Source organism: Trinickia diaoshuihuensis (assembly GCF_003390925.1).
Lineage (GTDB): Bacteria > Pseudomonadota > Gammaproteobacteria > Burkholderiales > Burkholderiaceae > Trinickia > Trinickia diaoshuihuensis.
In genome coordinates this window covers 20,528-36,691 of sequence record NZ_QUBS01000077.1, presented here as the reverse complement: position 1 = coordinate 36,691, position 16,164 = coordinate 20,528, and the positions used below count along the sequence as shown (strand labels likewise).

The following is a 16,164-nucleotide window of genomic DNA, read 5'->3' as shown; positions in this document are numbered from 1 at the left end:
TTTAAGTCGCCTTTACCCACTAATTTTGGTGGGACCGCTTTAGTACCAATCTCGCGGAGGATCTCCTACGATACGGAGCGATTCATCGCCGCCGGACTCGAGCGGAAGGAGGCACGGCTCGCTAACCGGCACCTTCAAACGGAACGAGGGCAGACCCATGAAGCGAACGATCACGAAGGTACTCGCCGCAACGGCCTTCTCGCTGGCCGCGACGGCTTCGCAAGCGAGCAACATCTACGCACCCTACGTCGACATGACCGAATGGCCCACCCCGGTCCTCGACAAAATCGGCGTACAGCAGGGCATCCAGCAGTTCACGCTTGCGTTCGTCGTGGCCGGCTCCGGCGGATGCGTACCGTCCTGGGGCGGCGTGCAAGCGATCGGGCCCGGCAACAGTTCCGATTTGCTGACGGCGATCTCGGGCGGCATCGACAACTATCGGGCGAAGGGCGGCGAGGTCGCCGTCTCGTTCGGCGGCGCGAACGGTACGCCGCTCATGCAGGCGTGCACCGACGTGCCCTCGCTGCAGGCAGCGCTCCAAACGGTCGTGGATACCTACAGCCTCACGCATATCGACTTCGATATCGAAGGCGCCGCGCAGGACGATTCGGCCGCGCTCGCGCGGAACTTCCAAGCCGTCGCGCAGTTGCAAACCGCGCAGACCGCCAAAGGCAAAGCGCTCCATGTGACGCTGACGCTCCCCGTACTCGCCTCGGGGCTGACCGGCGAAGGCTTGAACGTCCTGAACGCGGCGATTCAAAATCATGTGGCATTCGACGTCGTCAACGTGATGGCGATGGACTACGGCCCGTCCGGCGTCGAGATGGGACAAGCGGCGATTCAAGCGGCGCAGTCGCTGTATTCGCAGCTCGACACGGCGTACAAGAGCGTCGGGCAGACGAAGAGCAGCGCGCAGTTGTGGCAAACGGTAGGCGTCACGCCGATGATCGGCGTCAATGACACGCAGGGCGAAACGTTCACGCTCGACGATGCTCAAACGCTGACCAATACCGCGCTCAACAACAATTACGGTCTCCTCAGCAATTGGTCGGTCGGGCGCGACGTGGCCTGCGCGACGCCGGGCGGGTCGGCCTCCTCGAGCTGTTCCGGCGTGGCGCAGAGTCCCTATCAGTTCGCCTCGATCTTCGAGCGTTTTGCCGATCATTGGGGCGCGGGCGTCACGAAGGATCCCTCGTATGGCGGCGGATCGACCGGAGGGACCGGCGGTTCGGGGCCGGCGCCGTGGTCGGCGTCGCAAGTCTATACGGCGGGCATGCAGGTGACCTATCAGGGCTCGACTTATCAAGCCCAGTGGTGGACGCAAGGCGACGTGCCGGGGCAATCGTCGGTTTGGAAGCTCGTCTCGGGCGCGACGCCGACATGGTCGGCATCGGTTGCCTATTCGGGCGGCAGTTGCGTCATGTACCAAGGCGCGAAGTATTGCGCGCAGTGGTGGACTCAGGGCAACGTACCGAGCGACGGCGGGGTGTGGGTGAAATCGTCCTGACGGACAGATACACCAAGGCCGTGCCGGCGAACTTGATCTGAATCAATCAACCTGCGCGATCGGTGGGCGAGCCGGTCGCGCGGACGCCATTGATGCGTCCCCTTTCTTAAATTTCATTGCACACCCTTTAGCTATTGCCTCTTTGAGCCGTTAGCCAGGCATGAACGAATACGAGGCCGCATCGCAGCCCTCGTCGCGATTGGTCTTGCGTCAAAGGCTCTACCGAGCCGTCCTCCGCTACCCCAACCGATAGGACTACGAACGAACCGTTCGTCGCAACGACGCGCTGATGTGGATGCGCGGCCCCTCGCTTTTGGATTGGAGAGATTCATGTTTGTCGCAATCGGTTGGATCATGGTGCTCGGCGCTGTGATCGGAAGTTTCGTCGGGGAAGGCGGGCACCTGTTCGCCTTGATTCAGCCGTTCGAATTGCTCTGTATTTTCGGCGCGGCGTTCGGCGCGTTCGTCGTTGCCAACCCCGTCCCCACGTTGAAAAAGACGATCAAGAGCTTGCCCGCTTGCTTCAAGGGCCCGCGTTACGACAAGGCGAAGTACTTGGAGTTGATCGCGCTGCTCTACGAACTGATGCAGAAGGCCCGCAAGGAAGGGATGATGGCGCTCGAAGCCGACGTCGACGCACCCGACCAAAGCCCGCTCTTCCAAAAATATCCCGTGATCGCCGGCGATCATCATTTGCTCGACTTCATCACCGACTACCTGCGCATGATGTCGACGGGCAACATCAACGTCCTCGAAATGCAGGACCTGATGGACGAGGAATTGACGACGCATCACGCCGAGGAATCGGTGGTCGCCAACGCGCTGCAAAAGATGGCCGACGGCTTGCCGGCGTTCGGTATCGTCGCGGCCGTCATGGGCGTCGTCCATACGATGGCCTCCGTCGGCGCGCCGCCCGCGGTGCTCGGCGAGATGATCGCGGCCGCGCTCGTCGGCACGTTCCTCGGTATTTTGCTGTCGTACGGATTCATCGGGCCGCTCGCCGATCTGCTGCATGCGAAGGGCCGCGCGGCCGCCAAGCCGTTCCAGTGCGTGAAGGCCGTGCTGCTGGCCTCGCTGAGCGGCTATGCGCCGTCAGTTGCCGTGGAGTTCGGCCGCAAGGTGTTGTTCACGAGCGATCGCCCCACGTTCCAAGAACTCGACGACACCGTGCGCGCGACGAAGGTCTCGAAGCCGGCGGCGGCTTCCTAAGCGACGGACGAGCAAGCGATGGGCGATAGACTTTCCCGCGAGAGCGCCGAGAAGCGGCCGATGAGCATCGTCGTGCGCCGCAAGCGCGGCGGCGAGCACGAAGGCCATCATGGCGGCGCATGGAAGATCGCGTATGCCGACTTCGTGACGGCGATGATGGCGTTCTTCCTGCTCATGTGGCTGCTCGGCTCCACTTCCAAGTACGACAAGGAAGGGATCGAGAAGTACTTCAATACGCCGCTCTCCGCGCTGTTTTCCGGGACCGAGTCGAGTCCCGCGACGCCGTCGAGCATCGTGCAGGGCGGGGGCAAAAACATTGCCGATACGCGTCCCGGCGTGGGTGCGATGACGCAGCCCAATCCGCCCGTGCAGACGACGACCCCGCAACTCGCCTCCGACGAGATGCAGCGCCTGCAGCAGTTGAAGCAGAAGCTCACGGCGCTGATCGAGCATGTGCCCGCGCTCAATGCTTTCAAGGATCAGATCCGGATCTCGATTACGAGCGAGGGGCTGCGTATCGAAATCGTCGATTCGCAGAAGCGGCCGATGTTCGCGTCCGGCAGTGCGCGGATGCAACCGTATGCGGCGACGATCCTTGCGCAAATCGGCTCGGCGCTCAACGATGTCGACAACCATATCTCGATCGCGGGGCATACCGACGACGTGCCCTATCAAGGCAACGAAGACGGCTATACGAACTGGGAATTGTCCTCCGATCGCGCGAACGCGGCGCGCCGCGCGCTCGTAGCGGGCGGGATGCAAATCCAAAAGATCTTGCAAGTGCGCGGTCTTGCCGACGTGCAGCCGCTACAAGGCAACGATCCCAATGCACCGACGAATCGCCGCATCAGCATTCTCGTGATGAATCGCGCCGCCGAACTGGCGTTCTATCGCGACGGCGGGCGCACGACGACGATCAACGATGCGGCACCTGTCGCGCCTTCGCTGCAAAACGCGGTGAAGCCGATTGCGATGCCCACGGCGGTCGCGCCTACTATTGCGGCGCCGGCGGCGGGCGCGTCGTCGGCCCAGTAAATGCGCGGTGGATTGCGAGCTATCGAGAGTCGGCGAATCGTGCGCGGGCCGCTTGCAACATCGCTTCCATCGGCGCCGACCAATTGCCCGCCCTGGGCTGACGGAACACGCGCATCGTGTGCGGATACCACGGACTGTCGTCACGCCCGTGCAACCAACGCCAGTCCGGATCGTGATAGGGCAGCAGTACCCAGCACGGCTTGCCGATCGATGCGGCCAAATGCGCCGTCGAGGTATCGACGCTGACGACGAGATCGAGTTGCTCGATCAGTGCGGCCGTATCGGCGAAGTCTTCCAATTCATGTCCAAGCGCGAGCAGCGGTTGAAATGCCGGCGGATGCCGTGCTTCGTCCTCGTCTTGCCCTTTCTGCACACTCACGAACGAGATACCGGCCAGGCTCCATAGCGGCAGCAACTGCGCGAGCGACGCCAGCGAACGATGCGCGTCGTTATGGTGGCGCGGGTTGCCGCGCCATACGAGGCCGATGCGGGGTCCCTCGGGCAATACTTTCGCGAGCCGTTCCCGCCAATAGGCGGAGCGTGCTTCATCGATGCGCAGGTAGTTCGCGGGCGGAATCGTCTCTAGCGTCGTACCGAGATGCGTCGGCGCACTGAGCAGGCTCGTCCAGCAATCGTATTCGGAAAACTTCGTTTGCGCCTGGTCATGCGTCAGCAACCCATCGAGTCCCTCGACACGCGCGAACAAACGATGCAGCGACGCCGCGCAGACCATGTCGATGCGCGCGGCGCCGGCGGCCTTGAGCAGCGGAAGATAACGACCGAACTGGATCACGTCGCCCAGTCCATCCTCTTGCCAGACGAGCAGCGAGCGGTCTGCGAGCGACTCGCCCTGCCATTGGGGCAGTGGCAGCGCCTCTTTCGTCTTGTAGTGCAAAAAGCGCGGCAAGGCATAGCGCGATTCGAACAGGCGCCAGCCTTCCTCGAACCGGCCGAGACTCAATAGCAAGGTGCCGAGGCCGAATCGCGCGTCGAGATAGCCGGGCTCGAGGTCGAGCGCCCGCCGGTAGTGCGGCTCGGCTTCGTGCGCGCAGCCGGTTGCCCGCAGTGCGGTGGCCAGGTTGTAGTGGCTCGGCGCGACATTCGGATTGAGCGATAACGCGCGTTGGTAGACTTCGACCGCTTCTTGCGCACGGCCGGAGCGTTGCAGCACGTTGCCCAGATTGTTGTGGACGGCCACTGCATCGGGGCGAAGTTCGAGCGCCTGTCGGTAAGCGGCTTCCGCCTCCGCGAGGCGCGCCGTCCTTTCCAATACGAGCCCCAAATGGAAATGCGCATCGGCATGTTCGGGCTGCGAGGCGATTGCCGCGCGCAACGTAGCCTCAGCCTCCGGTATCCGGCCCAAGTCGATCAAAACCAATGCGAGATCGATCCGCGCCTGCACAAAGTCCGGCCGGATCGTAACGGCCAGATGCGATGCCAGCGCGGCTTCCGGTAGACGCTGCTGCGCGTGCAGCACGCGGCCGAGATGGGCGAGCGCCTCCGCATCCCGAGGGTGAACCGTCAATGCCTGCTTATAGGCGAGTTCGGCTTCAGCCAGCCGGCCCTCGGCGAAGAGGTCATGGGCCGCTTCGAGCGCGGCGGATTCGGACGAGGCAGAGGGCGGGAGCGTGGACATCGGTCAAGGGTACTTTGGGCCCGCCATGGTCAAACGGCGAAACAGCAGCGGGAGAGGCCGGTTATTCGGGAGTTTGGCCCACGGCGCTAGGAGGCACCGCCGTCGCTACCCGAAACGCATAATTGAGGGTCGATCTCTGGTCTGTTCCGCGAATCGATATGGCCCTCGCGCCGCTAGCCTTGCAGTTCCGAAAAGACGACCCATGCGGCGGCATTGGCGCGACACACGCGAGCGCTTCGCCCCGGCAATTGCACGAAGAAAGGCTGGCGATGAATACCTGGAAGTATGTCCCGATCGAAACGTTGGTCGACGAGGAGACCCTCGCCCGCGCGCAGGCGTTCGACCTCGGCCGTTATACGCACGAGACGCGCATCCGCGGCCTCGATTTGCGTTGGCTTGCGCCGAGCAAGCGGCTGTTGTGGATGGCCACCGGCCTCGAGTACATCGAACCGGAACTGCTCGATTGGATCGACGGCATTCCGCGCGGCGCCGCCTACTACGATTTCGGCGCAAGCAACGGGATCTTCGCGCTTTATGCGGCCAAGCGCGGCTTGAAGGTGGCGGCGATCGAGCCCGATCCGTCGAACTACTTCCTGCTGTCGTGGAACGCGTTCTTGAATCGGGCCGACGACGTGGATATCGCGGCCTTCAACGTCGCGGCTTCGGATCGGTTCGGGGTGGATAAGCTATTCATCCACAAAATGGAGCTCGGCGCGCACGAAAAGATCGTCGGCTCGCCCACGGCCGTATCGGGCGAGAACTTCGCGCCGCAGCACGTCCATCCGATCCAACTCGTTCATTTCGACCGCTGGCGCGAGCAAATGGGCCTGGCAGAGCCCGAGTACGTGAAGATCGACGTGGATGGCCACGAAGTGCCGGTGCTCGCGGGCGCAAGCGAGTCGTTGCGGCGCTGCAAGGAAATCTTCATCGAGATCGAGGAGGCGAAGCTCGACGAACTCGCCGCTACGCTGCGCGCGCTCGGCTTCGAGCTCGCGAGCCGGCACCCGGTGCAGAACTACGGCGGGTTGTGGAACTGCATCTTCAGCCGATGAGGGGCGGTGGCGTGACCGCGAGTTTGCGCTCACGCCACCGCGTCAATCGCAGCCTTGCAGATAGACGCCGCGATCGACCGTGGTCCGATAGGCGCTGACGAAGTTGCGGCGATTCCACGTTTCGCAGGCGAAATCGTCGAAGCGGCACGATAGCGACAGCTTCCATCCGGGGGCGTCCGAGGTCTTCGTCTTATGAACGAGGAACGGCGACATCAATAGGATTTGCCCGGCCTGCACCTCGATGTCGATCGCACCGGCGAGCGCTTGATCGTCGAGTACGTAGCCCGAGTCGGTCTGCTTGCCGGGCCACAATCCGCGCGCTTGGCTGCCGGGCACGATGCGCAATCCGGGTCCCGCGCGGCCGATATCCCCAATCGACGTCCACGCGATCACGCCGCGCGTCGACGTCCCCATGCTCGGCCAATCCTGGTGGAAGGGGAGCCCATAGTTGTTTCCGGTCAGATCGCTTGCCGTGTAATGCGTCACCACGGGCCCCGTCTGCACCGGTTCGAGGATGCCGACGTGCGCGCGCAGCGCGTCGACGAGTTCCTCGGAACTGAAGAAGCGTTTGACGTCGATGTCTTCGGCAAGCAACTTGACGATTTGACGATTGCGGCCGGGGTCTGCCGTGAATTGCGCGAGAAAGCGTTGCTCGAAACGCGCCTTTACGGCGCGCATCCGCGCTTGCAACGGTTCGGAGGCGAGGACCACGTAGCCTAAGCGCGCGAGGTCGCCTTGGACGATGCTCATCGGTTGCATGTTCGAATTCCCAACTAGGCTTCAATGGCTTCGGCATAGCCGAAGCCGCTCGCGCCGAATCCGTTGCCGTTATAAAAGCAATACAACCGGCCGCCGGCTTCGGCGACTTCGGGGTAGGCCACCATGAACGAATCCCAGCCGCTCTCCGACACGTCGAGTCCCGCCCGTTCGTCGAGCCTCGTCCAGACGAGCCCGTCGTGCGATTCGGCGTAACCCATGCGGTAGCTGCCGGCGCTGTTTTCGCGGTATCCGCTGTAGCTGCGGCGGCAATACCACATGCGATACAGCTTGCCGTCGTGGTGCACCGAGGCTCTTACGAGCCCGCCTTCGCAGGCGTCGGCATAATCGATCGCGACGACGCCCTCGCGGGTCCAATGGATGCCGTCGCGCGACTCGGCGTACTTGAGGTGATAACGCGGCTCCGGCTTGCCGTCCACGAGCATCCAGCCCGTGCACGACAAATACCAATTGCGCCAAATGCCGTTCTCGATGCGTACGCACGTCGTGCCGCAAAAGTACGGTTCCTCGGCCGTGCGGTCCATCACCGGCCCTTCGAAGAGGCGCCGGTAGGTGCGGCCGTCGTCCTCGCTGATCGCGAGTCCCACCGAGTTGTGATATGGAATGGTGTTGCGAACGTTCCAGCCGATGTAGTACAGATAGCGGACGCCGTTCAGCTCGACGACCGACGAAGGCATCATCCCGCAGTCGTCGAACGTGCCGAGCTTGCCCAGCTCCATGAGCGGCGCGCGCTCGACGCGCAGGACCTCGCCGGGGTTGTCCAGCGCGACGTCGAGCGATGCGATCGCGCTGCGGTTGTGCTCGTCGCGGCTGCTGAAGAGCACTTGCAGCGTATCGTCGCGCACGCCCGCGACGGTGGGGATCTGCGCGTGCGACTTCGCCCATGGCAGCCGCTCGTCCACCGTATAGACGAGCCCGCGCTTTTGCCAGCGAATATGTCCCATCTACGGCCTCTTACAGCTTCAAATCCGTACTCGACATAGCCAGCTTCGTTGCCGGATTGCCCTTGTAGACCGACCACGGCTCGGTGCTTTTCATGACGGCGGCGGCCATCGCGATAAACGAGCCTTCGCCGATCCGGATGCCGTCGCGCAAGGTCGCATTCACGCCTAGGAAGCTGTAGGCGCCGATCGTGCAATGGCCCGACATCACGACATGCGAGGTAACCGTTACGTGATCTTCGATGCGCCCGTGGTGACCGATATGGTTGCCGCTCCACAGCACGACGTTGTTGCCGATCGATGTGAACGGTTGCAGCGTGTTGTCTTCGAGAATGAAGCAGTTGTCGCCGATCGGATTATCGAAACGCGTGGCTTTCGAACTCACGTAGCTGATCAGTTCGTAGCCGCGTTGCTTGATCGCTAGGTACACGCGTTCGCGGTCGCGATTCATGTGCTTGGGCGACATCGGCGCGAAGAAACTGAAATCCGACGGCGGATGCGACTCGATCACGTCTTCGAACGCGACGACCGGTAGCCCTCTGAAGGTGCCGCCCTCGGGCAGATAGTCGCGATTCACGCAGAACGCGACGACCTTGTGCGGCGAGTCGTGCTCGAGGTAGTAGTGAGCAAGCTCGGCATAGTCTTGAATGCCGAATATGACGACGTTTGCCATCAGTTGGACTCCTTGTAGACGTACGTCGTGTATTCGTACAGTCCGTAGTCATGCCGCACGACGTAATGGCGCGAAAGCTCCCGAGCGAGAAAATGAGTCAAGTCGGTGAGCGGGACATGGAAAAGGTCGTCGCGTTCCCAATCGACCTCTTTCGACATCACGTTGAATGCGATCCCGCGGCGAGCCTTGCCGAAGATGACGCGCAGCATATTGCGGAAGTAATCCCACATCGCGTCGTACGACATCTCGCGCTTCTCGGTGAACACCCCGTTCATGACGACGTAATCGAACGTCGCGAGCCGCTCGGGCTCCGCCAGGACATCGAGACAAAAATATTCGTTTTGCGGGTACTTCTTGCTCGACAGGTCGCAAAAGGCGGGCGAGGCATCGAGGCCGGCGTAGCTGACGTTCTCTACGCCGCGCTCCAGCATGTACTGATAAAGATGCGAGGCGCCGCAACCGAAGTCGAGCAGCGTGACCAGCCCATGGCTCGGCTTGATGAGCTCGAGCATGACTCGGTAGCGCTTGGCCGCGTCGTCCGCATTCGGCCAATCGACACCGCGGTGCGTATCGCCGTGACGGGCGAGGCAATCCTCGTAGTGACGGATGAGAGAGTGGTAACCGGAACTCATGAGAAAGTCGCGCTATGAAGCATCTGATCGACGGCGGTCGGGTCGTTCCACATCAGCACGTCGATGATCGACAGACCAGGAACGTAAGCCACGCGGCCGCATGAATAGGGGGCGAGCGCGGGCTGAAGGAAGGTTAGTTCAAGCCCCTTATCGGCGAAATCGCCGCGGGTATAGAGTTCCATGCCGCCGATCGCATTGACGTAGACGCGCGTGCGCTCTTGCAGACAAATGTCGATGATGCGGTCCTGGCCCTTGAGCGCCGCGTTCGCGTATTTCCGCGACGTCGCGACGATCTCCGTGGGTAGACGCAAATGGTCGCGTAATGCGGTGAGGCTATGCAGCAAGTAATCGGCCAGATTCGGCGCGGCGTGACGAACGATACGCTCGACGAGCGGGAATACCTGCTGAAATTGCGGTGCGCGCGAATAGCTTTGCTCGATGGTTCTGAGCATCTTGTCGCGCCACGCCGGCGCCGCGTCGAGTTCGATGTCGCAGATCAAGCGGTTCTGACTCGCTTGTTGCAGCGGTACGGTGATCATGTGCGCCGCACCGGCGACATTGACTCGATTGCGATTGATCCAGCCTTTGTTGATGTAGTTCACATCGTCGTAGACGACGAACGCATCGACTTTCGCCATCAACTGAAAATAGCCGATGTAGGGAAAGAAGTAAGGCTGCATGATCGCCAGCCGGCGTTCAGCTTGCATACTGCTGCTGCCTCGCGAACGTCATGACGAGATCGATGATGCGGTCCTGGTCGGCCGGCGTCAGCGCCGGATAGATCGGCAAGCAGAGCACTTGTTCGGCGATTTCGCTGGCTACCGGCAGGTTCGAGCGCCCGGCGGACGGCAAGCCGCGGTACGTCGGAAACTCGCTGATGAGCGGGTAGAAATAGCGGCGCGCCGCGATGTTGCGCGCACGCAATTCGTCGTAGAGCGCATCGCGGCCGATCGGGAAATCGCGCGTGATACGTACGGGGAAATACGAGTGATTGCGCGTACAGCCGTCCGGCGTCGTCGGAAGCACGAGGCCATCGACGCCCGCGAGGGCCTCGCGATAACGTTCGTCCACGCGCGAGCGCTCCGCCTGGATCTTCTCCATGTGCTGCAATTGCAAGAGACCGAAAGCCGCTTGCACTTCGTTCATCTTGCCGTTGATGCCCGGTGCGACGACCGTGACTTCGTCGACGAAACCGAAATTCTTCAGATGATCGATGCGCCGTTTGGTCTTCGCATCGCGGCTGATAATGGCGCCGCCCTCGAACGTATTGAAGATCTTGGTGCCGTGGAAGCTCAATACCGACATGTCGCCGAACTCCAGCACCGATCGGCCGTGCTTGCGCACGCCGAACGCATGCGCCGCGTCGTACAGCACGCGCAGGCCGTAGGTGTCGGCGATCCGTTCGATTTCCTCGACCTCGCACGGCGAGCCGTAGACGTGCACGGGCAGAATCGCGGTCGTCTGCGGCGTGATGGCCGCCTCGATCTTCTTCGGATCCAGATTCATCGTCACCGGATCGATGTCGGCGAAGACGGGGCGAATCCCGTTCCAATGCAGCGCGTGCGTCGTCGCCACGAAGCTGAACGGCGTCGTGATGACCTCGCCCGTGATCTTCATGGCCTGCAACGCCGTGATCAGCGCGAGCGTGCCGTTCGAGAACAGCGAGAGGAACTCGACGCCCAGGTACTCGCACAACTCACGCTCGAGCCGCGCATGAAACTGCCCCCCGTTCGTGACCGTCTTGCTGTCCCAGATCGCCTCCAGATAAGGAACGAATTCTTCCAGCGGCGGCAGGTACGGTTGGGTGACGGGAATCAGTTTGTCCATTGGGTCTACACCTAGGCGCATAGAGGTTCGGCGCAGCGCGGGCGTGGCTTGCGACCATTGCCGTGCAGTCTAGTCGCGCCGCCGGCCGCCCTATCTGTCGATCAGGGGGCGGAATTTGGGCCATTTCGAATGAATGCCGCGACAGACGTGGAAATTGGGCCGTAAAACCGTCCCTTTTCAGCAAATCGAACCGGGGCGCCGGCCGGTAAGCTTGCCGCAATCGAAAAATGCCCGTCGTGTGCGAAATCGTGGGACTGCCCCGCCCGCGCACGAGGCTGGAGTGGGTTCGCCGCCGCGCGGATCTCGCTCTTCCCGTCTACCGAAGGATTCGCATCAATGGCCATCGTCAGCATTCTGATCCCCGCGTACAAGCCCGAGTTTCTCGCCAGGGCCCTGGTGAGCGCGCGGCAACAAACGTTCGCGGACATCGAGATCCTCGTCGGGGACGATCGGGTCGACGGCGCGCTTGCCGCCATCGTCGCGCAGCAAAACGATCCGCGCATCCGCTACTTCCACCACGGGTTTCAAAACGGCCTGAAGAACTCGCAGCGTCTGTGGGAGCGGGCGACGGGCACGTACGTGAAGTGGCTTTACGACGACGACGTGCTGATGCCCGAATCGGTCGAAGCGCTCGTGTCGGCCCTCGAGGCGAATCCGCAGTCGGCGCTCGCGTTTCACGAGCGCGTGATCATCAACGAGAACGATGAGGTCACGATGACGCCGGGGCCGTTGCTCGAACCGGGTCAGCGCGCGCTCGTGGATCGCGGCACGCTCGTGCGCGGGATGATCGGGCAGATTCATAACTTCGTCGGCGAGCCCACGAACGTCATGGTGCGCCGTGCATTCGTCGATGCGGCCACCGTGCTCGACTATCGGTCGATGAAGCTCGACTTCCTGAACGACGTGGCGATGTATCTGAACCTCGCGGAGCGCGCGCCGATCGTGGCCGTGGGCGGCTATCTGAGCGCCTTTCGCCGGCACAGCGGGCAGCAGTCCGATGTGGGCAGCGCCAACTTCAGCGCCGGTATGTACGAGTGGGAAATTTTCGTGCGCGCCGAAGGGGCGGCCGGCAATCTGAACACGGCCGAGCTGGCTCATGCGGGCCGACGGCTGGCCGAACTGTATGCGGGCTATTCGGGCAATCAGAACGGCCGCAACGAATTGCCCGAGATCAAGCGTTTGCTCGCGGATTTGCCCGACTTGGTCGAGCGCGATGCAAGCGAATTGTTCAGCTCCCCGCGCTACCAGGCGAACCTCGAATTCGCGCGCAGCGCCGTCGCGGGCCGCATCGCGCAGCGCAGCGCGGCGGCAGCCGCGGCTGCCGCGCCCGCCCGTCCGGTCGTCAAGCAGAACATTTGCGTCGTATGCGAGAAACCGGTCGAGCGTTGGCTGCCGTTCCCGCATGCCGTCGATCTCGAATTTTTGCAGCAGATCGAATCGGTCGGCTCCACGCTCGAACGGCATTCGTGCCCGCATTGCCACAGTAACGACCGCGACCGCCATCTCTGGCTCTACATCGCCTTCACGGGCTTGCTCGAGCAGGCCCCGGCGATGCGGATCTTGCACATCGCGCCCGAACCGAAGATCGAAGAGCGTATTCGCCGGCTGGCGCCGCTCGAATATGTCGCGGGCGATCTGCATCCGCGTTCGCCGGCGCATCGCAGGCTCAATGTCGAAGCGCTCGATTTCCCCGACAACTATTTCGATTTGATCATCTGCAACCACGTGCTCGAGCACGTGGCGCAGCCCGACACGGCGCTGGCCCAATTCAACCGTTGCTTGAAAGCGGGCGGTCATCTGGTTGCCCAAACGCCGTATTCGCCGGTATTGAAGTACACGTTCGAGTTGAACAAGACGCCGAGCGAGCCGTTCGCGACGCGCTACTTCGGCCAATCCGACCACGTGCGCTTTTTCGGCGCCGATATCGCCGAACATTTCCATGCGGCGGGCTTTAGCGGCGAGTTGCTGCCGCACGCGGAAGTCCTCGGCGACCTCGATGCCGACATGGTCGGGTGCAACGTGCGCGAGCCGTTCTTCCTGTTCACGAAAAGCGGTGCGCCGCGTACCGTTGTCTCGCCCGGTCAGGCGCAGGCAAGCGAGCAGATCGTCGTTTCGCGCGGTCAAGCAGGCGATGTGGCGGCCAAGCCCATCCGCCTGGTCTGCGCGACGCGCCACTCGCAAGAGAGCTTCTTGCGCGAGACCGCGCTGGGCCGTTCGCTTGCCGTGATGCATCAAGCCAAGATGCCCGAACTGCTGCTGTTCGACAGCAACACGACGGGACTATCCACGCTCTATAACGCGGCGATCGAACAAGCCGCGAGCAATCCGGCGATTCTCGTGTTCGTGCACGACGACGTTTCGATCAGCGATTTCTTCTGGATCGATCGCATTTACGAAGGGCTGCGTCAATTCGACGTGCTCGGTCTGGCCGGCAATCGCCGCCGCTCCCCGCAGCAGCCGGCGTGGGCCTTTGCGACGCCGCAATTCACGTGGGATACCGCCGAATACTTGAGCGGCTCGGTGGGGCATGGCAAGGGATTGGCCAGCGACGGCGTGTCTTACTTCGGGCCGGCCGGCGTCGAATGCAAACTGCTCGACGGGCTCATGCTCGTGGCGGACAGCGCGCGTCTGATCGAGAGCGGCGTACGCTTCGACGAGCAATTCGACTTCCATTTCTACGACATGGACTTCTGCCGCCAAGCCGAACTGAAAGGCCTGAAGATGGGTACCTGGCCGATCAGCGTCGTGCACGAGAGCGCCGGCGCCTTCAATACGCCGCCGTGGCGCGCGGGTTACGAGCGCTATCTGCGCAAGTATGGCGAATGAGCGTGGCTCGATGACGGGGCGTCTATTTACCAATCCGGTCGAGCAGTTAAAGCAAGGCCGGGACGGGCAGGGTCTCGCGCAAACGCCTGCGGGCGTCGTCACAGCCAAAAGCTCACCGGGCGGCATTCGGTTCGTCGCCCCGCCCGCGATCGGCCGGCCGGCGGCTGCGCCCGGCAACGAGCCGGGAGCGAAGAACGCGCCCGTGCCCGCGGTGCAACCGGCATCGACCGGGCTTGGCGCGCCCCCCATCGAAACCGGCCTGGCCCATCAACTCGCGGGCCGTTTCCCCGAGGCCGAGGCGATTTATCGCCAAATCCTCGCCGTCGATCCGGACCATTCGGACGCCTTGCACCTGTCGGGCCTGATCGCCTATCACCGCGGCGACTACGCACGCGCTTGCGAACTGATCATGGCCGCCTTGGCCCGGCGCGAGAGCGAGATCTTCTACGGCAACCTGGGCAATGCGCTCGCGGCGCGCGGCATGCGCGCGGCGGCGATGGAAAGTTTTCGGCAGGCGATCGCGCTCAAGCCCGATTACGTGCATCCGCATAACAACCTCGGCAACTTGTTGCGCGAGCAAGGGCAGTTGACCGAGGCTGTCGAGTGTTTCAAGACGGTCATCGGCTTGCAGCCCGACTACGCCGAAGCGCACAACAACTTGGCGAACGCAATGGTCGATCTCGGCGATCTCGACGCCGCGATCGAAGCCTATCGCCGCGCGATCGCGCTCAAGCCGGGTCTGTTGGAAGCGCGCAGCAACCTGCTGTTCATCCTCAGCTATCGCGAGGATTTCGATCAGGCGGCGTATGTTGCCGAAGCGAAAGAGTTCGGACGCATCGCCACGGCCGGCGCCACGCCGTGGCGCGATTGGCTCGTCGCGACCGAGCCGCGCCGCAACGGCCCGCTGCGCGTCGGCTTCGTTTCAGGCGATCTGAAGATTCACCCCACGGGCCATTTCCTCGAAAGCCTGCTGGCCCATATCGACCGCGGCCGCATCGAACTCGTGGCCTACCCGACACGCCGCTTCGAAGACGCGCTGACCGCCCGCATCAAGCCGTATTTTTCGGCCTGGACGCCGTTGGCATCGATGAACGACGAGCAAGCCGCGCGGCGCATTCGCGACGATCGCATCGACTTGCTGCTCGATTTGTCGGGGCATATGAACTACAACCGCTTGCCGCTGTTCGCCTGGCGCGCGGCGCCCGTGCAGGCAAGTTGGCTCGGCTATTTCGCGAGCACGGGCTTGCCGGCGATGGACTACTTGCTCGGCGATCCGCACGTGCTGCCTGCCGATGCGCAAGCGCACTATACGGAGCGGCTCTGGCGTTTGCCGGATAGTTACTTGTGCTTCACACCGCCGGCGGAGCAGGTCGAAATCGGACCCTTGCCGCTCGAGCGCGAGGCGCATGTGACGTTCGGCTGCTTCAATCATCTGATGAAGATGAACGATAGCGTCGTCGAGGTTTGGGCGCGCATCCTGCACGCCGTGCCCGGCTCGCGGCTGTTCCTCAAAGCGAAGCAACTCGACGATGCTCCCACGTGCGAGACGACGCGCCGGCGCTTCGCCGCGCGCGGTATCGACCCGTCGCGGCTGATCCTCGAAGGACGCTCGCCGCGCGCCGACTACTTCGCGGCGTATAACCGCGTCGATATCGCGTTGAGCCCGTTCCCTTACCCCGGCGGTACGACGAGCGTCGAGGGGTTGTGGATGGGCGTGCCGGTCTTGTGCCGGCAGGGAGACCGGTTCTTGTCGAACATCTGCGTGAGCATGCTGCATTCGGCGGGCTTGGCCGATTGGATCGCCAAGGACAACGACGAGTATGTCGCCAAAGCCGTTGCCTTCGCAGCCGATGTGCCTCGCCTTGCCGCGCTCCGTCGCACCGCGCGCGCCTCGCTGCTGGCTTCGCCGCTGTGCGACGCGGCGCGCTATGCGCGCCATTTGGAAGACGCATTCGAGGGGATGTGGCGCGACGGCATCGCGCGCATCGGCGCCGCGACGCGCGCGACCACGGCATGACGGCGCGATAAGCGCGCCGCCGCCTTTTCCTT

The 16,164-nt window shown here is 62.9% G+C and carries 13 protein-coding genes; 6 read left to right on the top strand and 7 right to left on the bottom strand.

Annotation, left to right across the window (positions count from 1 at the left end):
• Window positions 1-157: 157 nt before the first annotated feature.
• From DXT59_RS16160 to motB, 3 genes are all read left to right on the top strand, one after another.
• Window positions 158-1,507, top strand: coding sequence for a chitinase (locus DXT59_RS16160; protein ID WP_116137898.1), 1,350 nt, complete (start codon window positions 158-160; stop codon window positions 1,505-1,507).
• 330 nt (window positions 1,508-1,837) lie between these two features.
• Window positions 1,838-2,716 (top strand): flagellar motor stator protein MotA, encoded by an 879-nt coding sequence (motA, locus tag DXT59_RS16155; RefSeq protein WP_116137897.1) that lies wholly within the window; start codon window positions 1,838-1,840, stop codon window positions 2,714-2,716.
• A gap of 18 nt (window positions 2,717-2,734) precedes the next feature.
• Window positions 2,735-3,751, top strand: a complete 1,017-nt coding sequence (motB, locus tag DXT59_RS16150; RefSeq protein WP_116137896.1) for a flagellar motor protein MotB — start codon at window positions 2,735-2,737, stop codon at window positions 3,749-3,751.
• Between the two features lie 19 nt (window positions 3,752-3,770).
• Here the strand turns inward: motB and DXT59_RS16145 are convergent, their stop codons facing one another.
• A complete protein-coding gene (locus DXT59_RS16145; RefSeq protein ID WP_116137895.1) occupies window positions 3,771-5,387 on the bottom strand; it encodes a tetratricopeptide repeat protein in 1,617 nt (538 codons plus the stop codon).
• Between the two features lie 269 nt (window positions 5,388-5,656).
• Between DXT59_RS16145 and DXT59_RS16140 the strand changes: the two genes are divergently transcribed.
• Window positions 5,657-6,439 carry an FkbM family methyltransferase gene (locus DXT59_RS16140; RefSeq protein ID WP_162878105.1) on the top strand — a complete coding sequence of 261 codons (783 nt, stop codon included), beginning with the start codon at window positions 5,657-5,659 and terminating at the stop codon, window positions 6,437-6,439.
• Between the two features lie 42 nt (window positions 6,440-6,481).
• On the opposite strand, the gene DXT59_RS16135 is transcribed toward DXT59_RS16140, so the two are convergent.
• The 6 genes from DXT59_RS16135 to DXT59_RS16110 are packed head-to-tail and all read right to left on the bottom strand — an operon-like array spanning window position 6,482 to window position 11,289.
• Entirely contained in the window at window positions 6,482-7,198 is a 717-nt protein-coding gene (locus DXT59_RS16135; protein ID WP_116137893.1) for a phytanoyl-CoA dioxygenase family protein, read from the bottom strand.
• Between the two features lie 14 nt (window positions 7,199-7,212).
• Complete coding sequence (locus DXT59_RS16130; RefSeq protein WP_116137892.1) at window positions 7,213-8,160, bottom strand: glycoside hydrolase family protein; 948 nt, start codon at window positions 8,158-8,160, stop codon at window positions 7,213-7,215.
• Window positions 8,161-8,170: 10 nt separating this feature from the next.
• Entirely contained in the window at window positions 8,171-8,830 is a 660-nt protein-coding gene (locus DXT59_RS16125) for an acetyltransferase (RefSeq protein ID WP_116137891.1), read from the bottom strand.
• On the bottom strand, window positions 8,830-9,462 hold the full coding sequence (locus tag DXT59_RS16120; RefSeq protein WP_116137890.1) for a class I SAM-dependent methyltransferase: 633 nt from the start codon (window positions 9,460-9,462) through the stop codon (window positions 8,830-8,832). The genes DXT59_RS16125 and DXT59_RS16120 overlap by 1 nt, the downstream gene beginning before the upstream one ends.
• On the bottom strand, window positions 9,459-10,169 hold the full coding sequence (locus DXT59_RS16115) for a WbqC family protein (RefSeq protein ID WP_116137889.1): 711 nt from the start codon (window positions 10,167-10,169) through the stop codon (window positions 9,459-9,461). The genes DXT59_RS16120 and DXT59_RS16115 overlap by 4 nt, the downstream gene beginning before the upstream one ends.
• Window positions 10,159-11,289: a DegT/DnrJ/EryC1/StrS family aminotransferase gene (locus DXT59_RS16110; protein WP_116137888.1), complete on the bottom strand. Its 1,131-nt coding sequence runs from the start codon at window positions 11,287-11,289 to the stop codon at window positions 10,159-10,161. Before DXT59_RS16110 ends, DXT59_RS16115 begins: the two co-directional genes overlap by 11 nt.
• 336 nt (window positions 11,290-11,625) lie before the next feature.
• Here DXT59_RS16110 and DXT59_RS16105 point away from each other — a divergent pair, with 336 nt between their 5' ends.
• Both DXT59_RS16105 and DXT59_RS16100 read left to right on the top strand, forming a co-directional pair.
• Window positions 11,626-14,115 (top strand): glycosyltransferase, encoded by a 2,490-nt coding sequence (locus DXT59_RS16105; protein ID WP_116137887.1) that lies wholly within the window; start codon window positions 11,626-11,628, stop codon window positions 14,113-14,115.
• A 10-nt stretch (window positions 14,116-14,125) separates the two neighbouring features.
• A complete protein-coding gene (locus DXT59_RS16100; RefSeq protein WP_116137959.1) occupies window positions 14,126-16,132 on the top strand; it encodes an O-linked N-acetylglucosamine transferase, SPINDLY family protein in 2,007 nt (668 codons plus the stop codon).
• Window positions 16,133-16,164 lie beyond the last annotated feature (32 nt).